At 63.6% G+C, this 21,150-nt stretch carries 21 protein-coding genes; 20 read left to right on the plus strand and 1 reads right to left on the minus strand.

Annotated elements, in window-relative coordinates:
• Positions 1-121 precede the first annotated feature (121 nt).
• The 6 genes from HJD22_RS03130 to secF all read left to right on the plus strand — a co-directional run bounded on the left by HJD22_RS03130 (position 122) and on the right by secF (position 6,647).
• On the plus strand, positions 122-1,063 hold the full coding sequence (locus tag HJD22_RS03130; protein WP_208654197.1) for a LysR family transcriptional regulator: 942 nt from the start codon (positions 122-124) through the stop codon (positions 1,061-1,063).
• A 110-nt stretch (positions 1,064-1,173) separates the two neighbouring features.
• A complete protein-coding gene (gene queA / locus HJD22_RS03135) occupies positions 1,174-2,214 on the plus strand; it encodes a tRNA preQ1(34) S-adenosylmethionine ribosyltransferase-isomerase QueA (RefSeq protein WP_208654198.1) in 1,041 nt (346 codons plus the stop codon).
• Between the two features lie 45 nt (positions 2,215-2,259).
• Positions 2,260-3,375, plus strand: coding sequence for a tRNA guanosine(34) transglycosylase Tgt (gene tgt, locus HJD22_RS03140; RefSeq protein WP_217267811.1), 1,116 nt, complete (start codon positions 2,260-2,262; stop codon positions 3,373-3,375).
• Between the two features lie 44 nt (positions 3,376-3,419).
• The gene (gene yajC / locus HJD22_RS03145) at positions 3,420-3,746 is read left to right on the plus strand and encodes a preprotein translocase subunit YajC (RefSeq protein WP_208654200.1); all 327 of its coding nucleotides are present in this window, start codon (positions 3,420-3,422) and stop codon (positions 3,744-3,746) included.
• 127 nt (positions 3,747-3,873) lie between these two features.
• Positions 3,874-5,724 (plus strand): protein translocase subunit SecD, encoded by a 1,851-nt coding sequence (gene secD / locus HJD22_RS03150; protein ID WP_208654201.1) that lies wholly within the window; start codon positions 3,874-3,876, stop codon positions 5,722-5,724.
• An 11-nt stretch (positions 5,725-5,735) separates the two neighbouring features.
• A complete protein-coding gene (gene secF, locus HJD22_RS03155; RefSeq protein ID WP_248730084.1) occupies positions 5,736-6,647 on the plus strand; it encodes a protein translocase subunit SecF in 912 nt (303 codons plus the stop codon).
• A 78-nt stretch (positions 6,648-6,725) separates the two neighbouring features.
• On the opposite strand, the gene HJD22_RS03160 is transcribed toward secF, so the two are convergent.
• The gene (locus HJD22_RS03160; protein ID WP_208654202.1) at positions 6,726-7,520 is read right to left on the minus strand and encodes an inositol monophosphatase family protein; all 795 of its coding nucleotides are present in this window, start codon (positions 7,518-7,520) and stop codon (positions 6,726-6,728) included.
• Positions 7,521-7,704: 184 nt separating this feature from the next.
• On the opposite strand from HJD22_RS03160, the gene trmJ reads away from it, so the two are divergent.
• The 14 genes from trmJ to der all read left to right on the plus strand — a co-directional run bounded on the left by trmJ (position 7,705) and on the right by der (position 21,145).
• Positions 7,705-8,484, plus strand: coding sequence for a tRNA (cytosine(32)/uridine(32)-2'-O)-methyltransferase TrmJ (gene trmJ, locus HJD22_RS03165; protein ID WP_208654203.1), 780 nt, complete (start codon positions 7,705-7,707; stop codon positions 8,482-8,484).
• A gap of 130 nt (positions 8,485-8,614) precedes the next feature.
• Positions 8,615-9,481 carry a serine O-acetyltransferase gene (gene cysE / locus HJD22_RS03170; protein ID WP_208654204.1) on the plus strand — a complete coding sequence of 289 codons (867 nt, stop codon included), beginning with the start codon at positions 8,615-8,617 and terminating at the stop codon, positions 9,479-9,481.
• An 89-nt stretch (positions 9,482-9,570) separates the two neighbouring features.
• Positions 9,571-10,041: a Fe-S cluster assembly transcriptional regulator IscR gene (gene iscR / locus HJD22_RS03175; RefSeq protein WP_208654205.1), complete on the plus strand. Its 471-nt coding sequence runs from the start codon at positions 9,571-9,573 to the stop codon at positions 10,039-10,041.
• A 76-nt stretch (positions 10,042-10,117) separates the two neighbouring features.
• A complete protein-coding gene (locus HJD22_RS03180; protein WP_208654206.1) occupies positions 10,118-11,266 on the plus strand; it encodes an aminotransferase class V-fold PLP-dependent enzyme in 1,149 nt (382 codons plus the stop codon).
• Between the two features lie 41 nt (positions 11,267-11,307).
• Entirely contained in the window at positions 11,308-11,634 is a 327-nt protein-coding gene (locus tag HJD22_RS03185; protein ID WP_208654207.1) for an iron-sulfur cluster assembly accessory protein, read from the plus strand.
• 211 nt (positions 11,635-11,845) lie between these two features.
• Entirely contained in the window at positions 11,846-12,274 is a 429-nt protein-coding gene (gene ndk, locus HJD22_RS03190; RefSeq protein ID WP_208654208.1) for a nucleoside-diphosphate kinase, read from the plus strand.
• Positions 12,275-12,335: 61 nt separating this feature from the next.
• A complete protein-coding gene (rlmN, locus tag HJD22_RS03195) occupies positions 12,336-13,466 on the plus strand; it encodes a 23S rRNA (adenine(2503)-C(2))-methyltransferase RlmN (RefSeq protein WP_208654209.1) in 1,131 nt (376 codons plus the stop codon).
• 154 nt (positions 13,467-13,620) lie between these two features.
• Positions 13,621-14,313 carry a type IV pilus biogenesis/stability protein PilW gene (pilW, locus tag HJD22_RS03200; protein WP_208654210.1) on the plus strand — a complete coding sequence of 231 codons (693 nt, stop codon included), beginning with the start codon at positions 13,621-13,623 and terminating at the stop codon, positions 14,311-14,313.
• Between the two features lie 79 nt (positions 14,314-14,392).
• Positions 14,393-15,424 carry a RodZ domain-containing protein gene (locus HJD22_RS03205; protein WP_208654211.1) on the plus strand — a complete coding sequence of 344 codons (1,032 nt, stop codon included), beginning with the start codon at positions 14,393-14,395 and terminating at the stop codon, positions 15,422-15,424.
• A gap of 7 nt (positions 15,425-15,431) precedes the next feature.
• Positions 15,432-16,547, plus strand: coding sequence for a flavodoxin-dependent (E)-4-hydroxy-3-methylbut-2-enyl-diphosphate synthase (gene ispG, locus HJD22_RS03210; RefSeq protein WP_208654212.1), 1,116 nt, complete (start codon positions 15,432-15,434; stop codon positions 16,545-16,547).
• Between the two features lie 33 nt (positions 16,548-16,580).
• Positions 16,581-17,873: a histidine--tRNA ligase gene (gene hisS / locus HJD22_RS03215; RefSeq protein WP_283101552.1), complete on the plus strand. Its 1,293-nt coding sequence runs from the start codon at positions 16,581-16,583 to the stop codon at positions 17,871-17,873.
• Positions 17,874-17,937: 64 nt separating this feature from the next.
• Complete coding sequence (locus HJD22_RS03220; protein ID WP_208654213.1) at positions 17,938-18,597, plus strand: tetratricopeptide repeat protein; 660 nt, start codon at positions 17,938-17,940, stop codon at positions 18,595-18,597.
• Positions 18,594-19,745, plus strand: coding sequence for an outer membrane protein assembly factor BamB (gene bamB / locus HJD22_RS03225; protein WP_208654214.1), 1,152 nt, complete (start codon positions 18,594-18,596; stop codon positions 19,743-19,745). Before HJD22_RS03220 ends, bamB begins: the two co-directional genes overlap by 4 nt.
• Entirely contained in the window at positions 19,742-21,145 is a 1,404-nt protein-coding gene (der, locus tag HJD22_RS03230; RefSeq protein WP_208654215.1) for a ribosome biogenesis GTPase Der, read from the plus strand. The genes bamB and der overlap by 4 nt, the downstream gene beginning before the upstream one ends.
• The last annotated feature ends 5 nt before the right edge of the window (positions 21,146-21,150 follow it).

Consider the following 21,150-nt stretch of genomic DNA (forward strand, 5'->3'; position numbering starts at 1 on the left):
CGCAGTGCAGCAGCACCTTGTTTGTCACGTTAGGCGTGACGTGGACAGAGATGCAATGACCGGCGCATCATGTATCCGTTGCCCATTGAGCAACACTGCTGCCAACAGGATGAAAACCGATATGTCACCGCGTCTCTCGTCGAGTGATGAAGGGCTCAATTCGCGCCGCCTGCGCTACGCCTTCGAAGCGATGACGCAGGGATCGATACGGCGCGCGGCCGACCAGCTCGATATCGAACCTTCGGTGATCAGCCGCCAGATCGCCCGCCTGGAAGCGGAGCTGGGGGTAAGACTACTGGAGCGCCATGGCCGGGGGGTGCGCGCCACCGAAGCCGGCGAGCTGCTGCTCGACTTTCACCGCGAGCGTCAGGCCGCCGAGGCCGCGTTGCTGAGCGATCTTGCCGAGCTCGACAATCTCAGCCGCGGCACGCTGCGCCTGGCGATCAGCGAGGGCTATAGCGCGACCCTGATGAGCGAAGTGGTCAACGACTTCTCCCAATGCCATCCACAGCTGCATCTCGAGGTGAGCATCGCCAGCGTCAATCAGGTGGTCAGCCGGGTGCTGGAGGGCGACGCCCATCTCGGCCTCGCCTATTCGCCGCGCCTGTTGCCGGGGGTTAAATCGATCGCCTCGGCCCGCCAGCCGGTGTGTGCAGTGATGCACCCCGACCATCCATTGACTCGGCTTACCCCGCCACTGTCACTGGATGATCTTCTCCACTACCCGCTGGGGCTGATCTCCCAGGGTTATGGCCTGCGCCAGCTTGTCGACACCGTGGAGATACTCGACAAGCGACACTTCACGCCGAGCCTGGTCAGCAACTCGCTTGCCACCCTCAAGCAGTACGTGACGGCTGGTCACGCCGTAACCTTCATGCCCGAGGTGGCCCTCAGCCACGAACTGGCACGCGGCCAGTTGGTGGCACTGGCCATTGCCCATCCGGTATTCGTCGAGGCTGAATCGCACCTCATCGTACGCCAGCATCGTCCCCTGTCGCTGGCCGCCTCACGGCTGATCGACGCCATATGCCGCATATCGCCCTTCGCCAGGATCGAGCAGTGAATCTCTGGCACCGCAACTGACTTCGCCTGCGTAGTCGAGTATCCTATGGCCCCCTTGCCGGGCCCAATGCCCGGCTCTCTCCACTCTCCGGCGAAGCTTCTTTACTCCTCATGCAGCGCTCCGATTTCCATTACGACCTTCCCGATGAGCTGATTGCGCGCTACCCCTCCGAGCAGCGCAGCGACTGCCGCTTGCTGTGCGTGAATGGCAATACGGGAGCACTCGCTCATCGTCGTTTTCCCGAGCTGCTCGAGCTGCTCGCGCCAGGCGACCTGCTGGTGTTCAACGACACCCGGGTGATTCCCGCTCGCCTGCATGGGCAAAAGGCCAGCGGCGGCAAGATCGAGATGCTGCTCGAACGACCGCTCGATGCCCACCGCGGCCTGGCGCACATTCGTGCCAGCAAGTCGCCCAAGCCTGGCACCGAGCTACTTCTCGAGGGCGATATTCGTGCCGTGGTGGAGGGGCGGCGCGAGGCGCTGTTCGAGCTGCGCTTTCTTGGCGAAACCCCGCTGATCGAACTGCTCGAACGCCACGGCCATATGCCGTTGCCACCCTATATCGACCGTGCCGACGAGCTTGCCGACCGCAGCCGCTATCAGACCGTGTATGCCCGGCGCGACGGCGCGGTGGCGGCTCCCACCGCAGGATTGCACTTCGACGAAGCACTGTTGTCCAAACTCGCCGACAAGGGCATCGAGAGCGCTTTTGTCACCCTGCACGTGGGTGCCGGCACCTTTCAGCCGGTACGCGCCGACGACATTCGCGATCACCAGATGCACAGCGAGTGGTGCGAAGTCTCCAAGACAGTGAGCGAGCAGGTGCGCCGCGCCCAGGCCGCCGGGAGACGGGTGATCGCAGTGGGCACCACCAGCGTGCGCTGCCTGGAAAGCGCCTGCGCGGCGAGCCCTGACGGCGCAATAGCGCCCTACAGTGGCGAAACCGACATTTTCATCTATCCGGGGTACGAGTGGCGCTGTGTCGATGGCTTGGTGACCAACTTCCATCTGCCGGAGTCGACGTTGATGATGCTGGTGGCATCGTTCGCCGGATTCGACACGGTGATGGGGGCCTATCGCGAGGCAGTCCGAGAGGGCTACCGCTTCTTCAGTTATGGCGACGCCATGTTCCTGACCCGCCAGGGCGCCTGAACCGCCCGCCAGTTTTGAGAACTCTTCATGCGCAACGAATGCTTTATGAAATTCGAACAGCTGGCCAGCGACGGGCGCGCCCGCCGCGGCCGGCTGAGCTTTCCCCGCGGCACGGTGGAGACGCCCGCCTTCATGCCGGTCGGCACCTACGGCACCGTCAAGGGCATGACGCCGCAGTCGGTGGAGGAGATCGGCGCCGAGATCATCCTTGGTAACACTTTTCACCTGTGGCTGCGCCCAGGTGCCGAGGTCATCGCCGCACATGGCGATCTGCATGACTTTTCACAGTGGAAGAAGCCGATCCTCACCGACTCCGGCGGCTTCCAGGTCTTCTCGCTGGGCGAGATGCGCAAGATCACCGAGCAGGGCGTGCACTTCCGCTCGCCGGTGGATGGCGCCAAGGTGTTCATGGGACCGGAAGAGTCGATCGCCATGCAGCGCACGCTGGGTTCGGACGTGGTGATGATCTTCGACGAATGCACCCCCTACCCAGCCACTCCGGAAGCGGCGCAGACCTCGATGGAGCTGTCACTGCGCTGGGCCAGACGCTCCCGCGACGCCCATGGCGACTCACCATCGGCGCTGTTCGGCATCATTCAGGGTGGCATGTACCCGGAGCTGCGCAAGCGCTCGCTCGAGGGACTGCTCGAGATCGGCTTCGACGGCCTGGCCATCGGCGGACTCTCGGTGGGCGAGCCCAAGGAGGAGATGATCAAGGTGCTCGACTACCTGCCGACCTGGATGCCCGAGCAGATGCCGCGCTACCTGATGGGTGTGGGCAAGCCAGAGGATCTGGTCGAGGGCGTGCGCCGCGGCATCGACATGTTCGACTGCGTGATGCCGACCCGCAATGCCCGCAACGGTCATCTGTTCACCGCCGAGGGTACGGTCAAGATCCGCAACGCCAAGCACCGCCATGATACCCGGCCGCTGGAGGAACACTGCGATTGCTACACCTGCCAGCACTTCTCGCGCGGCTATCTTCATCATCTCGATCGCTGCGGCGAGATGCTCGGTTCGATGCTCAACACCATCCACAATCTACGCTACTACCAGCGCGTCATGGCCGGTTTGCGCGGTGCCATCGAAGCGGGTACATTGGCGAACTTTGTGGAACTGTTCTATGAGCAGCGCGGCCTACCCGTGCCGCCCGCTCCGTAGCGCTGGCCAACCTCTTACCCCCTCTGATCCAGGAGACACAACCAATGCTGGACTTCTTCATTTCCCCGGCCCATGCCGAAGGCGGCGCCGCCGGTGGCGGCATGGCGCAGATCATCATGCTGGTCGGCTTCGTGGCCATCTTCTACTTCCTGCTGTGGCGTCCGCAAGCCAAGCGGGCCAAGCAGCACAAGCAGCTGGTCGGCGGCCTCTCCAAGGGTGACGAAGTGGTCATCGGTGGCGGCATTCTGGGCCGCATCACCAAGGTGAGCGACGAGTTCATCAGCATGGAAATTTCCGAAGGCACCGAGGTCAATGTCCAGAAGAACGCCGTTGCGGCGGTGCTTCCCAAGGGAACCATCAAGTCCATCTGACCCTCGGATACCGTTGTGATACCGCCGCGCCGTCACCTCGCGCGCGGCGGCTGTCGCACCGCTCAAGACGCCATGCCGACCGTCTCTCCATTGCGTCTGCATTAGTCAGCTACAAGGCAGGGCTTGCATGCTCAACCGTTATCCCCTGTGGAAGTATCTTCTTATACTTCTCGTGCTCATCGTGGGCCTGATCTACTCACTGCCCAATCTCTTCCCCGAAGACCCCGCGGTACAGATCAGCAGCGCCCGAGGCGAGGCCGCCCTGGATCAGCGGCAGGAAGAGGCCGTCCGCCAGATGCTCCTGGATGCCGGCATCGAGATCAAGGCTATCGACACTGACAATGGCACCTTGCTGATCCGTCTCGAGGAGGCCGATGATCAGCTGGGCGCCCGCGATCTGATCGCCGAACAGCTCGGCAACGATTTCGTGGTCGCCATCAACCTGGCCGAGTCCACCCCCACCTGGCTGCAGAGCCTCTCCGCTTCACCGATGACATTGGGACTCGACCTGCGCGGTGGCGTGCACTTCCTGCTCGAAGTCGACATGGACGCCGCACTGACCCAGCGTCTCGAGGTCAATGCCAGCGCCATGCGCGAGATGCTGCGCAGCGAGCGCATCCGCTATCGCGGCTCCGAGGTCGAGGCACGCAGCCTGACGCTCTCCTTCATCAATGCCGAGGATCGCGACGCCGCCCGCCGCCTGATCAGCCGCGAATTCCGCGACTTCGACTACGAATCAGTAGGCGACGGTCGTGGTGCCAGCCTGGTGATGACGCTTACCGATCAGGCCGTCAACGAGATTCAGGACTACGCCGTCAACCAGAACCTCACCACCCTGCGCAACCGTGTGGACGAACTGGGCGTGGCCGAGCCGATGGTGCAGCGCCAGGGGCCCAATCAGATCGTCGTCGAACTGCCCGGCGTGCAGGATACCGCCGCCGCCAAACGTGTGGTGGGCGCCACCGCGAACCTCGAGTTCCGCCTCGAGGCGCGTCCGGACACTCCGGATGCCGAGACCCAGAGTTTCCCCTTCCGCAACGATCCTTCGCGCACCGCCGACCTGATGCGCGACGTGATCATCACCGGTGATAGCGTCTCCAGCGCCAGCCGCAGCTTCGACGAGAATGGCCGCCCGCAGGTCAACATCAACCTCGATGGTACCGGCGGCACGCTGATGAACCGTGCCACCCGGACCAACATCGGTCGCAACATGGCGGTGCTGTTCATCGAGCATCACACCCGCACGCGCATCGTGATCGAGGGTGGCGAAGAGGTCGAGGTGCGCGAGCCCTATGTGGAGCGCGGCCTGATCAGCCTGGCGACGATCCAGAGCGCGCTGGGCAACAGCTTCCGCATCACCGGCCTGGATTCGCCCACCGAGGCGGCGGAGCTGGCCCTGCTGCTACGCTCGGGCTCGCTGGCCGCGCCGATCTACTTCGTGCAGGAGCGCACCATCGGCCCGAGCCTCGGCCAGGACAATATCGACCGCGGCGTGATGTCAATCATGATCGGCCTGCTGCTGGTGGTGATGTTCATGCTGATTCGCTACAAGGTGTTCGGCATGTTCGCCAATGTGGCGCTGGCCATTAACCTGACCCTGCTGGCCGCCGCCATGTCGCTGCTCGGCGCCACGCTGACACTGCCTGGCATCGCCGGTATCGTGCTCACGCTGGGCATGGCAGTGGATGCCAACGTACTGATATTCGAGCGCATCCGCGAGGAGCTGCGTGCCGGCATGTCGGTGCAACAGGCGATACACGCCGGTTATGAACGCGCCTTCACCTCGATCGTCGATGCCAACATCACTACCCTGCTGGTGGCAGTGATCCTGTTTTCGATCGGCACTGGTCCGGTGCAGGGCTTCGCCGTGACGCTGTCGCTTGGCATCCTGACCTCGATGTTCACCGCCCTGCTGGTGACCCGCGCCATGGTCAACCTGACCTATGGCGGCAAGCCGGTGAAGAAACTATGGATATGAGGAGCCCCGCGATGCGACAGTTCGACTTCATGGGCAAGCGCCGCCTGGCTTTCATCGTCTCGGCAGTGCTGTTGCTGATCTCGATAGGCTCGCTGGTAATGCAACAGCTCAACCTGGGGCTCGATTTCACCGGCGGTACGCTGGTGGAGGTGCGCTACGCCACGGCGCCGGCGCTGGACATGATCCGCCAGACGCTCACCGACGCCGGTTTCCGTGACGTCTCGGTGCAGACCTTCGGCGCCTCCACCGAGGTGTTGATCCGCCTGCAGCAGGCCTTCGATCCTGAGGTGGGCGATCAGATCATCGGCTTGCTGCGCGAAGGTGGTGCAAGCGTTGAGCTGGTACGCGCCGAGTTCGTCGGCGCCCAGGTCGGTGAACAGCTGCGCGACCAGAGCGGGCTCGGCTTGCTGGTGGCACTGGCAATCGTGATGGTCTATGTCGCCTTCCGCTTCCAGTACAAATTCGCTCTCGGGGCGCTGCTGGCATTGATCCATGACGTGGTGATCGTGGTCGGCATATTCTCGCTGTTCCAGCTCGACTTCGACCTTACCGTGCTGGCAGCACTGCTGGCGGTGATCGGCTACTCGCTGAACGACACCATCGTCGTCTATGACCGGATTCGGGAAAACATTCGCAAATCGCGTACCGACGACATGGCGGCGATCTTCAACGATGCCATCAACATGACCCTGTCGCGCACGCTGGCGACGTCCGGTACCACCCTGCTGGTACTCATGGCACTGCTGGTGCTGGGTGGCGACATGATTCACCATTTCTCGGTGGCGCTGATCATCGGCGTTGCCGTGGGTACCTTCTCCTCCATCTACATGGCAGCGGCGCTGCTGCTGGTACTCAAGCTGGAGCGCCAGGATCTGATCCCGTCAAAGAAGGAAGACCCGGAGGCAGAGGAGGAGTTGCCGTAACCCGCCCTCCTCGAAGGCAAAAACGAAACCGCCCCCGCAGCGCTGCTGCGGGGGCGGTTTTCTTTGGATACTGATGAGTTAGAAATGCGGTTTGAGTTGCTGCACCAGCGCCTTGTAGAGGCGCGGGCCGGCGGCCAGCAGCTGACCCTCGTTGTCGATGCTGGGGCGGCCGTCGAAACTGCCCATTAACGCACCGGCTTCCTTGAGCAGCAGGCTACCGACCAGCTTGTCCTGCTCCTCGAGCCCTAGCACGAAGGCCGCATCGGCACGGCCCGAGGCGAGCTCCGCCATGTCCAGCAGGCCACTGCCGGTGGCTCGCTGCATCTCGATCTGCGGGCCGAGCTGCTGAACCAGGGTAATGTAGGCGGGCAGATGGCGCGGGCGCAGCCAGGTTTCCGGCAGGCTCATGGCAATACGCGCACCACCGATGACGGTGGTCTTGGGCACCCGAATGCGCTTGCCGTTGTACTGGGCGCCACGCCCACGGCTGGCCAGATACTCGTCGTCGCTGAACGGACAGATCACCACCGCATGCTCAGGGCGCCCCTTGATCAGGCACACCAGTGAGATGGCGAAACCGGCGCTCGCCGCGCTCAGGTTGGAGTAGCCATGGAAGGGTTCGATCCTCCAGTGGATGTCCTGGCCTTCGGCCGTTCCTTCGCGATAGGGGGTAAATCGACCGGAGATCCCATGCAACGGGTAGCCGCGTACCAGCTGACTTGCGATCAGGGTCTCGGCGTTGCGGGCAGTATCTTCCAGCAGACGATCGAGGTTGTGTTCTTCGTGAGCGTTCTCGATACGTTCACGAATGCGCAGAAACTGTTCGGCGGCAGCGCGCGCGGCGCGCAACCCGAATTGGACCATCGGATGCATGATCGGGCCTTGAGGAGTCGGTAGCTGTTAAAGAACGTGTTGCACGCAGATGACTTTACATGACGGCAACGGCGCGCATGCTAGCAGAATCCTCACCGCGAGGCCATCGCTCAAGCATGCGCGCCTGGCTCATGGTAGACTCTGCGGCCAACTTTTCCGCTCAACGCTATCGCCAAGGCTTCCCATGCTCGACCGTATTCGCATCGTGCTGATCGGCACCAGCCACCCCGGCAACATCGGCGGTACCGCCCGCGCCATGAAGAACATGGGGCTCTCCGAGCTGGCCCTGGTCGCGCCGCGCGGCGAGCCGCGCTCGGCGGAGGCGATCTCGCGCGCCTCGGGTGCCGACACAATCCTGGCGAGCGCCCGCCGAGTCGAAACCCTCGAGGAAGCGGTGAGCGACTGCACCCTGGTGGTGGGCGCCAGCGCCCGCTCGCGCACCCTGCCCTGGCCGATGCTCACCCCTCGCGCCCTCGGCCAACGGCTGCCGAGCGAGCTTGCCAGCCGCGAGGCACGCTTGGCGCTGGTCTTCGGCCGCGAGGATACTGGTCTGACCAACGCCGAGCTGCAGCGCTGCCACACGCATGTGCACATCCCTTCCAATCCCGACTTCAGCTCGCTGAACCTGGCCACCGCAGTACAGGTACTCGCCTATGAGTGCCGCCTGGCCTGGCTCGAAAGCGAGGCGCAGGGTACCGACAGCAAGGCCGAGGAAGCGCCCTTCGGCATCGAGTGGGACAACCCGCCAGCCAGCCACGAAGAGCTCGAGCACTTCTTCGCCCATCTGGAGCGCACCCTGATCGAGATCGATTTCCACGATCCCGACCGGCCACGCCAGCTGATGGCGCGCCTGCGCCGCCTCTACCTGCGCGCCAGACCCGACCGCATGGAGGTCAGTATCCTGCGCGGCATTCTCACCGCAGTCGACAAGCGATGTCCAAACTCACCCAACGACGCACCATGACCACAGGAGGCGAGCCTTGCAGGACAAGGCTCGCACCCCAATAATGTAGGCGCCCATCCCGCGCCTTCGTCTTGCACGCCACACCGGCCGCTCGGCAATTGACGGTCGCTCGTTATTCAAGGAATGCCGCATGTTTCGTCGACTGCGTGAAGATATCAACAGCGTATTCGCCCGCGACCCCGCCGCGCGCAACTTTCTCGAGGTGCTTACCAACTACCCGGGGCTCCATGCGCTGCTGGCCCACCGCCTGAGCCATTGGCTGTGGAACTGCAACCTCAAGTGGCTCGCGCGCACCCTCTCGTCGCTGTTTCGCTGGCTGACCGGCATCGAGATCCATCCCGGCGCGCGTATCGGCCGGCGCTTCTTCATCGACCACGGCATGGGCGTGGTCATCGGCGAGACTGCCGAGGTCGGTGATGACGTCACGCTCTACCAGGGCGTCACCCTGGGGGGCACCAGTTGGAACAAGGGCAAGCGCCACCCGACGCTGGGCGATGGCGTGATCGTGGGGGCCGGGGCCAAGATATTGGGCCCCTTCACGGTGGGCGCCGGCGCCAAGATCGGCTCCAATGCGGTGGTCACCAAGGAGGTGCCGGCCGGCGCCACCGTGGTGGGTATTCCCGGCAAGGTGGTCAAGCGTGCCGAGCCCGACAGCGAGGCGCCGCTCGAGGTGGACCCGGCACGGCGCGAGGCGATCTGCCAGAAATTCGGCTTCGATGCCTACGGCGTAAGCCAGGACATGCCCGATCCGATGGCCCGCTCGATGCAGGCGATGCTCGATCATATGCATGCCGTCGACGAGCGCATCGAGCGGATGTGCTCGACGCTGCGCAAGCTCGATGCCAGCTATCGCGAGGGTCGCTTGCCGGAGCTGCGCGACGAGGACTTCGCCGAGATCCTCGACGATCTCGATGGCTGCTCCTCTCCCGATACCACACCGGCCCACGAGACGTCCATCTCCCCGGAGGCGTCACGCATCGACAAGCGTCAGCCTTGAAAGGCCGACAGGACCCGCCGCCGAGCTATAGTTGACCGAGACACTGGGTTTTTCCATAATGGCCCAAATATTATGCCGGCTATGATGTTATGCGCTTGACCACCAAGGGACGCTACGCCGTCACCGCGATGCTTGACCTGGCCCTGAATGCCGCCGAAGGCCCCACCAGCCTCGCCGACATTTCACGCCGCCAGGAAATTTCGCTCTCCTATCTCGAACAGCTGTTCGCCCGGCTGAGGCGTGCCCAGCTGGTCAAGAGCGTACGCGGGCCGGGCGGTGGCTATCTGCTGGCCCTACCTCCCGCCCAGATCTCGGTGGCTCGGGTCATCGATGCCGTCAACGAGTCGGTGGATGCCACCCGCTGTCAGGGGCTGTCGGACTGCCAGCATGGCGACACCTGCCTCACCCACCATCTATGGTGCGAGCTCTCCGGTAAGATTCATGGCTTTCTCGATGGCATTACCCTGGGCGACCTGGTCGGTCGTCAGGAGGTACGCGGCATCGCCGAACGCCAGCGCCGCCGTTGCGACGCCTCGACCATTGCCATGACCTCTCCCTGACCGATACATGCAGCGCCGCTACACTCCAATGCAAGCCCGACTCCTTTCACCGTCACGAGCGATATAACACGAGCCCATGAGCGCACCGGTCTATCTCGATTACGCCGCCACTACCCCCGTCGATCCGCGCGTGGCGGAGCTGATGAGCCGGCATCTGACCCTGGATGGCATCTTCGCCAACCCGGCATCGCGCAGCCACATGTCCGGCTGGCTGGCAGAGCAGGCGGTAGAGGGAGCGCGCCGCCAGGTTGCCGATCTGATCAACGCCGATCCCCGCGAAATCGTCTGGACCAGCGGCGCCACCGAGTCGGACAACCTGGCGCTGATCGGCTACATGCGCGCCAACCGTGCCCGGGGCCGTCACCTGATCACCTCGAGTATCGAGCACAAGGCCGTGGTGGACACGGCCAAGGCACTGGAGGCCGAGGGCTTCGAGGTGACCTGGCTTGAGCCCGGCGAGGATGGCCGGGTCTCCCCCGATCAGCTCGCAGACACCCTGCGTGACGATACCGTACTGGTCTCGTTGATGGCGGTGAACAATGAGCTTGGTTGCATCAACGACCTTGCTGCACTCGCCGAGGTGGTGCATGCCCATGGTGCCATTTTTCACGTGGACGGCGCACAGGCCGCCGGCAAGATTGTGCTGGATGTGGAAGCGATGGGCATCGATATGCTGTCGCTCTCGGCCCATAAGATCTACGGTCCCAAGGGGATCGGTGCACTCTATGTGAAGCGCCATCCGGACATTCGCCTTGACGCGCTGATCCATGGCGGAGGCCACGAGCGAGGCATGCGCTCGGGCACCCTGCCCACCCACCAGATCGTCGGCATGGGCGAAGCCTTCGCCATTGCCGGACGCGAGCGTGAGGTCGATCAGGCTCGCATCCTGGGCTTGCGTGATCGCCTGCTGAGGGAACTGACCGGGCTTGAGGGCATCCATCACAATACCGACACCCGGGTCGCGATACCCAACATTCTCAACCTGGCCTTCGATGGCGTGGATGGCGAGTCGCTGTTGATGGCACTGCGCGGCCTGGCGATCTCCACTGGCTCGGCCTGCAACTCGGCGAGTGTCGAGCCCTCCTACGTGCTGACGGGGATCGGGGTACCACGCTCACGGGCACTGGCATCACTACGCTTCAGTTTCGGCCGCTTCACCAGTGATGCCGACATCGAGACCACCATCGCCGAGCTGCGTCATGCGGTGAGCGCACTGCGCCGCTGACACCGCATGATGAGACCACCGCTTCACAGGAGAGTATCCATATGGCGCACCTTACGATAACCGCATCCGCCGCCAGCCAGATCCGCACCGTGCTCGCCGAGCGCGGCCAGGGCCTTGGGCTGCGCGTATCGGTCAAGCCCAGCGGCTGCTCCGGCTACAGCTACGTGCTCGACTTCGCCGATGAGTTCACCGAAAGCGACGTGGCCTTCGAGGAGCATGGCGTCAAGGTCTTCGTCGCCCCCGAGGCGTTGGAGATGCTCGATGGCAGCGAGGTCGACTACGTTTCGGAGGGGCTAAATCGCTTCTTTCGCTTCAACAACCCCAACGTCAAGGATCAGTGCGGCTGCGGCGAGAGCTTCAGTGTCTGACATCGGGGACTGGCCGATTGTTACCCGTCGCGCGAAAGGGTTATAATGCGCGGCCAATCGGCAACGCCGCGCGGCCGCGGCCTGTGTTTCCCAAACCGATCCGTTTTCTCGACGCGCCGCCCCGAGGCCAGGTAATGGCAACTCCCGGGCGGCGCAGCTTCATCCAGAAGACATTCACGACCTTCACTACCAACCCATACGGAGAATGCCCATGGCTACCGAGCGCACCCTGTCCATCATCAAGCCCGATGCCGTCGCCAAGAATGTGATCGGCGAGATCGTCAGCCGCTTCGAAAAGGCCGGCCTCCAGGTCGTTGCCTCCAAGATGCTGCACCTGAGCCGCGAGCAGGCCGAAGGCTTCTATGGCGAGCATAAGGAGCGCGGCTTCTTCGGTGAGCTGGTCAGCTTCATGACCTCCGGCCCGGTCGTGGTGCAGGTGCTCGAAGGTGAAGGCGCGATTGCCAAGAACCGCGAGCTGATGGGCGCTACCAACCCCAAGGAAGCGGCAGCCGGCACCATTCGCGCCGATTTCGCCCAGTCCATCGACGCCAACGCCGTTCACGGCTCCGACTCCGCCGCCTCCGCCGAGCGCGAAGTGGCGTTCTTCTTCGGTAGCGACGAGATCTGCCCGCGCAGCTGATCTCGCCTGCCCGCGGGAGCCTGGCTCCCGCGTTCACCGCCCCACCGACCAGCTGACCGCCATGACTGCCACCACCGTCTCCACCCGCACCAATCTGCTCGGTCTCTCACGCGAACAGATGGAAACCTTCTTTGTCTCCATCGGCGAGAAGAAATTTCGCGCCGCCCAATTGATGAAGTGGATTCATCACGAAGGCTGCGACGACTTCGACGCGATGACCAACCTCTCCAAGGCGCTGCGGACGCGTCTCGCCGAGGTGGCCGAAATTCGTGGTCCAAGCGTGGTCTACGAGGGCACGTCAAGCGACGGCACCCGCAAGTGGGTGCTCGAGGTCGATGACGGCAGCTATGTCGAAACCGTGCTGATTCCGGCCGAGAACGGCAACCGCCGTACGCTGTGCGTCTCCTCGCAGGTCGGCTGTTCGCTGGATTGCAGTTTCTGCTCCACCGGCAAGCAGGGCTTCGAGCGCAACCTCACCGCGGCCGAGATCATCGGCCAGGTGTGGGTGGCCAGTCGCAGTCCAGGGGCGATTCGCAAGGACACCGCCAACCGGCCGGTGACCAATGTGGTGATGATGGGCATGGGCGAGCCACTGCTGAACTACGACAATGTGGTGCCGGCGATGAAGCTGATGCTCGACGACAACGGCTATGGACTCTCAAAGCGCCGCGTGACGCTCTCCACCTCTGGCGTGGTGCCGATGCTCGACAAGCTCGGCGACGAGCTCGACGTGAGTCTAGCGATCTCCTTGCATGCCGCCACCGACGAGCTGCGCAGCGAGCTAGTACCGATCAATCGCAAGTACAACATTCGCATGTTGCTCGATGCCTGCCATCGCTATCTTGCCAAGTGCAGCGACACGCGCATGGTGACCGTCGAGTACACCCTGATCAAGGACGTCAACGACCAGCAGGAGCATGCAGAACAGCTTGCCGCGCTGCTCGAGGAGTTGCCGTGCAAGATCAACCTGATTCCGTTCAATCCCTTCCCGCACTCCGGCTACGAGAAGCCTTCGCGCAATCAGGTGATGCGCTTCCAGCAGTGGCTCTACGAACTGGGCTATACGGCCCCGATTCGCAGCACGCGGGGAGACGATATCGATGCGGCCTGCGGCCAGCTGGTAGGTCGCGTCAAGGATCGCACCAAGCGTCACGCGCGCTATATCCAGTCGATCCAGCTCGACGCCGACTGAGGTGTCCGGCGACCTTGACTTCAACTGGACACAGCGCTTTGATGGGTAGGCTTTTCAAGCCGTTGTCGCGTTTTTCGCCCGCTAGGGCAAGGCGAGCCTGGTGTTGTTCATGACATGTCGCCCGGTGTCCTTCATGACGTATCGAGAGGAGTCCATGATCCGTCTTCACCCCCTGCTAGAGCGTTGGACATCGCGACCGTTTCTGGCCGCCGTGCTGAGCGCTGCCTGGCTATCCGGCTGTGCCGGCCAGGGCCCGCAGACACAGTCCGGCGCCAACCCTGCCGACGCCTATACCCAGCTGGGGGTGGCCTACCTGGAGCGTGACAACCTGCCGCGTGCCAGGGGTGCACTCAACCGGGCCCTGGAGATCGCGCCCGACGATGCCGAGACACTGCAGGCCATGGCGATGGTCCACCAGCGTCAAGGCGAGCAGCGACTGGCCGATGACTATTTTCGACGCGCGCTCGAGTCCAATCCCGACTCGACACGGGCGCGCAACAATTATGCGGCATACCTCTACGAGCATGGCCGCCTGGCGGAGGCCTGCTCCCAGCTGGAGCTGGCAACCCGCGACACTCAGTACGACAATCGGGCCCAGCTGTTCGCCAACCTGGGCCAGTGCCAGCGCGACATGGGCGATACCAGCGCCGCCCGCGCCAGTCTCGAGCGTGCGCAGGCCATCGATGCACGCAGCCCGCGCAGCTACTTCACGCTGGCGCAGCTCGAATATTCGCAAGGCAACTATCTACGTGCCTGGGAGCAGTTGCAGGTTTTCAAGCGTCTTGCCGGCACCACCACCGAAAGCCAGAGTCTGGCGGAGCAGATCGCCACGGCCCGGGGAGAATGAGTCCAAGGTTTTTACCGAGCAATCCGACGCTTGCGGCAATGCTCTCTGACAATTGAATCTAGCTTAAGGATGCTCAGATATGAGCGACACCCACGACAACGAAATGGTTGAATTCGCCTCCCAAGCCTCACCCGGCATCATTCTCAAGCACGAGCGCGAGCGCCAGGGAATGTCGATCGAGGAGGCGGCAGTCGCCCTCAACCTGCGTCCGGCCGTGGTCATCGGTTTGGAGAGCGACCGCTACGAAGAGGTACCGGTCAGCGCCTACCGGCGTGGCTATCTGCGCGCCTACTCGCGCATGCTGGGTATCGACGAGAAGAGCGTGATCGCCGCCTACAATACCCAGTTCGGCGGCGACGAGACCGATCGCAAGGTGACGCCGGTACACGTCACCCGCCCCCCCTCGCGGATCGGCGCCTGGCTCTTCAAGCTGGTGACACTACTGGTGGTGGTGGGGTTGATCGGCCTGACACTACTGTGGTGGCAGAGCCGCGGCGGCAACGAACTTCTCGGGCTTGGTGGCAGCGAACCGGTGGCGGTCGACACTCTGGATGGCACCACCATCACCGAGGGCGACGAGTCGCCGCCCGCAGGTGAACCGCTGCCGCCCCTTCCCGCCGACAGCGGCGAGATGGGCCTGGTCGACGATCGGCAGCCGGCCGAGCCCACACCAGCCGCCCCCGGTGATCCCACTGTCGACGACAGCGTTGCCGTGGCGCCAGTCGAAACAGACACTGCGACAGAGGCCGGCAACATTATCGCCTCCACCCCGCCCCTCGAGCAGCCGGGCTCTCAGCAGCCCGTTGCCAACGAAGAGGCAGTACAGGAGGAAGAGGCGCCGGCCACCGAGCAGCCCGCAGCAGCCGACCCGCGCGTGCTCGAGCTGACCTTCAACGAGCAGTCGTGGACCGAAATCTTCGATGCCAGCAACCAGCGCGTGTTCGTCGGTCTTCAGGAGCCCGGCACCCAGGCCACCGCCGAGGGTCAGCCGCCCTTCCGCCTGACCATCGGCAATGCCAGTGGCGTCGAATTGCGCTATCGCGGCGAACAGGTCGATCTGACCGCGCGGGCCGGCACCAACAATGTCGCTCGCTTCACTCTGGGAGAATGACCTAGCCATGCACGCTCAATCTCCGATCAAACGTCGCGTGTCACGACAGATCCATGTCGGCAAGGTAGCCGTGGGCGGCGACGCTCCCATCGCCGTGCAGAGCATGACCAATACCGACACCCTCGATGTCGCCGCCACCGTGGCCCAGATCCGCCAGCTCGAGGCCGCCGGCGCCGATATCGTGCGCGTCTCGGTGCCCGACATGGATGCCGCCGAGGCATTCGGCAAGATCAAGCGCGAGGTCGATGTCCCGCTGGTCGCCGACATACACTTCGACTACAAGATCGCCTTGCGTGTCGCCGAGCTGGGGGTCGACTGCCTGCGTATCAATCCCGGCAATATCGGCCGCGAGGATCGCGTCAAGGCGGTGGTCAGTGCCGCTCGCGACAACGGCATCCCGATCCGCATCGGCGTCAACGCCGGCTCGCTTGAGAAGGATCTACAGAAGAAGTACGGCGAACCGACGCCCGAAGCGTTGGTCGAATCCGCAATGCGCCATATCGACCATCTCGAGCGTCTCGATTTCCATGAATTCAAGGTCAGCGTCAAGGCCAGCGACGTATTCATGGCCGTCGCTGCCTATCGCCAGCTTGCCACGCTGATCGAACAGCCGCTGCATCTGGGCATCACCGAAGCCGGCGGACTGCGCTCGGGGACCGTCAAGTCGTCGATCGGTCTGGGCATGCTGCTGATGGATGGCATTGGCGATACCATTCGCGTTTCGCTTGCCGCCGACCCGGTCGAGGAGATCAAGGTCGGTTTCGACATGCTCAAGAGCCTGCGGCTGCGCAGCAAGGGCATCAATTTCATCGCATGCCCCAGCTGCTCGCGTCAGAACTTCGACGTGATCGGCACCATGAATGCGCTGGAGGCACGCCTCGACGACATCCTGACGCCGCTCGATGTGTCGGTGATCGGCTGCGTAGTCAATGGCCCGGGCGAAGCCAAGGAGGTCGACATTGGTCTTACCGGCGGCAGCCCGGCCAACCTGGTCTACATCGATGGCAAGCCGGCCTCGAAGCTGCGCAACGAGCATCTGGTCGACGATCTCGAGGCGCTGATTCGTGAGAAGATTCGCGAAAAAGAGCTGTCGGAGCAGAATGTCATCGCCCGCCTCCCCTGAGGATCTGGCGAGCGAAACGTTAAGGAGCACGTGTTGAGCACCAAGAAGATCCAGGCCATTCGTGGCATGAACGACCTGCTGCCCGGTCAATCCTCCCTGTGGCAGTATTTCGAAGGCCAGGTTCGGGCACTGATGCAGCGCTATGGTTATGACGAGATCCGCACACCCATCGTCGAGCAGACCGCCCTCTTTTCACGCTCCATTGGCGAAGTCACCGATATCGTCGAGAAGGAGATGTATACCTTCGAGGATCGCAATGGCGATAGCCTGAGCCTGCGTCCCGAAGGCACCGCCAGCTGCGTGCGGGCGGCCATGGAGCATGGCCTGCTGCACAATCAGACGCAGCGACTGTGGTACCAGGGACCGATGTTCCGTCACGAGCGTCCGCAGAAAGGGCGCTATCGCCAGTTCCATCAGGTCGGTGTGGAAACCTTCGGTATGCAGGGCCCCGATATCGATGCCGAGTTGATCCTGCTCTCGGCCCGACTATGGAAACAGCTCGGGCTGATCGAGCACGTGACGCTCGAGCTCAACTCGCTGGGCTCGAACGATGCCCGCGCCGCCTATCGCGAGACCCTGGTAGCCTATTTCGAGCGCCACCGCGATGTGCTCGACGAGGACTCGCTGCGCCGTCTCAAGAGCAATCCGCTGCGCATCCTGGATTCCAAGAATCCCGACATGGCGGCGATGCTCGCCGATGCGCCCCAGTTGGTGGATCATCTCGACACCGAATCCCGCGAGCACTTCGAACAGCTCAAGGCGATTCTCGACGAGGCCGGTATCGCTTATACGCTCAACCCGCGGCTGGTGCGCGGCCTGGACTATTACTCGCGCACCGTCTTCGAGTGGACCACCACCGCACTCGGCAGCCAGGGCACGGTGTGTGCTGGCGGGCGCTACGACGGCCTGGTGGAGCAGCTTGGCGGCAAGCCGATTCCCGCGGTGGGTTTTGCCATGGGCATCGAGCGTCTGGTGCTGCTGCTCGAGACACTCGAGTTGGTACCCGACGAGGCACGCACGCTCCCCGACCTGTATCTGCTCGGCATGGACGAGTGCGCCACCCGCGCCGCGCTCATGCTTGGCGAGACCCTGCGCAACGAACGGCCCGAGCTGCGCGTCCAGGTCCACTGTGGCGGTGGCAGCTTCAAGAGCCAGATCAAGCGCGCCGACAAGAGCGGCGCCCGCCTGGCGCTGCTGCTTGGCGAGGATGAAGTCGCCCAGGGCAGCGTGACGGTGAAGTTCCTGCGCGACGATCGCGAACAGTTGACGCTCGCCCGGGACGCCCTGGTCTCGCAGTTACCCGAGCTGCTTGGCCTGAAAGGCTGAGGCACCCATCGTATTGGCCACCTGTGCGCAGGTGGCCGGCAACCCGAATCAGAGGAGACCGCCCGTGGCGGAGCTGAGAAGCGAAGAAGAGCAGCTTGATGCGATCAAGCGCTGGTGGAAAGAGAACGGTACCTCGCTGATCGCAGGGATCGCGCTTGCCATCGCCGGGGTGCTGGGCTGGAACGCCTGGCAGAACTATCAGGAGAATCAGACCTATGCCGCCTCGGACCGCTACCAGCAGTTGATCACCCTCACCGCCCAGGAGGAGTTCGATGAAGCCGGGCATGCACAGGCGCGTGGGCTGATCGACGAGATCACCGACAACCACGGCCGCACGCTGTATGCCGAGCTTGCCCAACTGATCGAAGCGCGTCTGGCCGTCTCCGAAGGCGACCTCGCGGCGGCGCGTGCCGCGCTTGGCGATATCATCGATACCAGCAGCCGCGATTACGTACGTGGCCTGGCACGCCTGCGTCTGGCCCGCATCCAGCTGGTGACGGGTGATGGCGAGGCGGCATTGGCCACCCTCGACAGCGGCATTCCCGACTCGCTGGCGGCCCAGGCGTCGGATATTCGCGGTGATGCCTACCTGGCACTTGGCCGCGAGGACGATGCGCGCAACGCCTACCGCCAGGCCATGGCGCTCTCCATCGAGTCTGGCCAGTCGCTATATGGCGTACAACTCAAGCTCGACAATCTCGGCGCAGAGGATGCCACCCTATGAAACCGACCTATTTGATCGCCGCTCTTGCGCTGTCGCTATTGGCGGGCTGTGCCGGCAAGGTGGAGCCACAGTATCCTCCCACGGAGCTCACCCGCATCGAGGCCCAGGCCGAGATGCGTAGCGCCTGGAACCAGCGCATCGGCCGCGGCCTCGGGCGCGCCATCTACCCTATCGCACCGGCACGCGAGGGCGGCACGCTCTTCGCTGCCGATGAGCGCGGCGAGGTGAGAGCGATTCAGGCCGAGAGCGGCGAGACCCTATGGCGCAAGGAGATCGAGACATCTGTCTCCAGCGCCCTGACCGCCATGGCCGGTCAGCTCTACCTGGGCACGCGCAATGGTGAAGTGCTGGCGCTGGACCAGAACGATGGCACGGTGCTGTGGCGTGCCCGGGTCACCAGCGAAGTGTTGGCCGCTCCCCAGGCCAACAACCAGCTTCTAGTGGTGCAGAGCGTCGATGGTGCCGTCACCGCCCTCGATCGTGCCACGGGCCGAGAGGTATGGGTGCATACCACCTCGCAACCCGCCCTGACCCTGCGCGGCACCGGTACACCGCAGGTCATCGATCCGATCACCTTCGTCGGCTTCGCCAATGGCCGCCTGGCGATACTGGACAATGCCAGCGGACAACCGTTGTGGGACATGCGCGTAGCAGTCCCCCAAGGGCGTAGCGAAGTGGACCGCTTGGTCGACCTGAACGGTCAGCCGCTGCTGACACCCGATGGCCGACTCTACGTGACCAGCTACAACGGTCGCCTGCTCGCGCTCGAAGCGACCAGTGGCGAGGTCCTGTGGGAACGTGAGCACTCAAGCCATCTCTCGCCGCTGCTGGTCGGCGATACCCTCTATACTGTCAACGCAGCCAGCCACGTGCTCGCCCTGGATGCGCTCTCCGGGCGCCTGCTGTGGAGTTCGGAGGCACTTGAGGGACGCTGGCCCACCGCCCCGGCCTTTGCCGGCAACCGGCTGGTGTTTGGCGACTTCGAAGGTTACGTCCACCTGATGGATCGCAATAGCGGCGATCTCGTCGGACGCACCCGCATCAACAAATCAGGCATCAGCGTGCGTCCGCTCACCGATGGCCGTTGGATCTTTGCCATGGCCAATGATGGCCGCCTTGAAGCCCTGCAGATACGCGAGACGCAATGAACCCTGTCATCGCCTTGGTCGGTCGACCCAATGTCGGCAAGTCCACTCTCTTCAACCGGCTGACCCGCACACGGGACGCGCTGGTGGCCGACTTTCCCGGCCTGACCCGTGATCGTAAGTACGGTAACGGCCAGCTTGGCGACAAGATCTATACTGTGATCGACACTGGTGGCATCAGCGGTGACGAAGAGGGCATCGACGCTGCCATGGCCGAGCAGTCGCTGATGGCCATCGACGAGGCCGATATCGTACTGTTCCTGGTCGATGCCCGAGCCGGTCTCAACGTCGCCGACGAAGCCATCGCCAACCACCTGCGGGTCAATCAGAAGAAGACCTGGCTGGTGGTCAACAAGACCGACGGCCTGGAGGAGCACGCCGCGGTTGCCGACTTCTGGAGCCTAGGGCTCGGCGACCCTCGCCCCATCGCTGCCGCGCATGGGCGCAATGTCACTTCACTGATCGACGAAGTACTCGAGCCCTTCCCCGAGCGCGAGGAGAATGCCGCACCGGCGGATCTCAGCAACGGCATTCGTATCGGCGTGATTGGCAGGCCCAACGTTGGCAAGTCGACGCTCGTCAACCGCCTGCTCGGCGAAGAGCGGGTAGTGGTCTTCGACGAGGCCGGCACCACCCGCGACGCCATCGAGATCCCCTTCGAGCGGCGTGGCAAGCCCTATGTGCTGATCGATACCGCAGGCGTCAGGCGGCGCAAGAACGTCCGTGAGATCGCCGAGAAATTCTCGATCATCAAGACTCTCGAGGCGATCAAGGAGTGCCATGTCGCGATCATGGTACTCGACGCGCGTAATGGACTGGTCGAGCAGGACCTGCATCTGCTCGACTACGTGCTGACCTCCGGGCGTGCGCTGGTGCTGGCAGTCAACAAGTGGGATGGCCTGGAGAGCGAAGCGAAGGAGAAGATGCGCGCCGATATCAAACGCCGCCTGGGCTTTGCCGACTACGCCGAGCTGCACTTCATCTCGGCGCTGCACGGTACGGCGGTGGGGGATCTCTATCCCTCGATCGAGCGGGCCTTCACCTCGGCCAACAGTCACTGGTCGACCAACCGCCTGACGACCATCCTGCAGGACGCGGTGAGCGAGCATCAGCCGCCGCTGGTGCATGGACGGCGCATCAAGCTGCGCATGGCCCACCAGGGCGGCAGCAACCCGCCGATCATCGTGGTGCATGGCAATCAGACCGACTCGCTGCCGGAAGCCTACAAGCGCTATCTCACCAACACCTTCCGCAAGGTGCTCAAGGTGCGCGGCACGCCGATCCGCTTCGAGTTCCGCTCCGGCAAGAACCCCTTCGATGCCGATGCCAACGCCAGCGATCGAGAGAAAGCCAAGAAGCGTGAGCTGGGGCGCACCAAGGAGGCGCGCAAGAGCCGGCGCTGACGGCC

This window comes from Halomonas sp. TA22 (assembly GCF_013009075.1).
Taxonomy (GTDB): domain Bacteria; phylum Pseudomonadota; class Gammaproteobacteria; order Pseudomonadales; family Halomonadaceae; genus TA22.

What these genes read in the sequence shown, in the direction of transcription:
- secF (WP_248730084.1), top strand. Translation starts at nt 5,736, where the DNA reads ATGCGACAGTTCGACTTCATGGGCAAGCGCCGCCTGGCTTTCATCGTC.
- HJD22_RS03205 (WP_208654211.1), top strand. Translation starts at nt 14,393, where the DNA reads ATGAGCGACACCCACGACAACGAAATGGTTGAATTCGCCTCCCAAGCC.
- cysE (WP_208654204.1), top strand. Translation starts at nt 8,615, where the DNA reads ATGTTTCGTCGACTGCGTGAAGATATCAACAGCGTATTCGCCCGCGAC.
- pilW (WP_208654210.1), top strand. Translation starts at nt 13,621, where the DNA reads ATGATCCGTCTTCACCCCCTGCTAGAGCGTTGGACATCGCGACCGTTT.
- rlmN (WP_208654209.1), top strand. Translation starts at nt 12,336, where the DNA reads ATGACTGCCACCACCGTCTCCACCCGCACCAATCTGCTCGGTCTCTCA.
- HJD22_RS03130 (WP_208654197.1), top strand. Translation starts at nt 122, where the DNA reads ATGTCACCGCGTCTCTCGTCGAGTGATGAAGGGCTCAATTCGCGCCGC.
- tgt (WP_217267811.1), top strand. Translation starts at nt 2,260, where the DNA reads ATGAAATTCGAACAGCTGGCCAGCGACGGGCGCGCCCGCCGCGGCCGG.
- queA (WP_208654198.1), top strand. Translation starts at nt 1,174, where the DNA reads ATGCAGCGCTCCGATTTCCATTACGACCTTCCCGATGAGCTGATTGCG.
- HJD22_RS03185 (WP_208654207.1), top strand. Translation starts at nt 11,308, where the DNA reads ATGGCGCACCTTACGATAACCGCATCCGCCGCCAGCCAGATCCGCACC.
- bamB (WP_208654214.1), top strand. Translation starts at nt 18,594, where the DNA reads ATGAAACCGACCTATTTGATCGCCGCTCTTGCGCTGTCGCTATTGGCG.
- secD (WP_208654201.1), top strand. Translation starts at nt 3,874, where the DNA reads ATGCTCAACCGTTATCCCCTGTGGAAGTATCTTCTTATACTTCTCGTG.
- HJD22_RS03180 (WP_208654206.1), top strand. Translation starts at nt 10,118, where the DNA reads ATGAGCGCACCGGTCTATCTCGATTACGCCGCCACTACCCCCGTCGAT.
- yajC (WP_208654200.1), top strand. Translation starts at nt 3,420, where the DNA reads ATGCTGGACTTCTTCATTTCCCCGGCCCATGCCGAAGGCGGCGCCGCC.
- HJD22_RS03160 (WP_208654202.1), bottom strand. Translation starts at nt 7,520, where the DNA reads ATGCATCCGATGGTCCAATTCGGGTTGCGCGCCGCGCGCGCTGCCGCC.
- trmJ (WP_208654203.1), top strand. Translation starts at nt 7,705, where the DNA reads ATGCTCGACCGTATTCGCATCGTGCTGATCGGCACCAGCCACCCCGGC.
- ispG (WP_208654212.1), top strand. Translation starts at nt 15,432, where the DNA reads ATGCACGCTCAATCTCCGATCAAACGTCGCGTGTCACGACAGATCCAT.
- iscR (WP_208654205.1), top strand. Translation starts at nt 9,571, where the DNA reads ATGCGCTTGACCACCAAGGGACGCTACGCCGTCACCGCGATGCTTGAC.
- ndk (WP_208654208.1), top strand. Translation starts at nt 11,846, where the DNA reads ATGGCTACCGAGCGCACCCTGTCCATCATCAAGCCCGATGCCGTCGCC.
- der (WP_208654215.1), top strand. Translation starts at nt 19,742, where the DNA reads ATGAACCCTGTCATCGCCTTGGTCGGTCGACCCAATGTCGGCAAGTCC.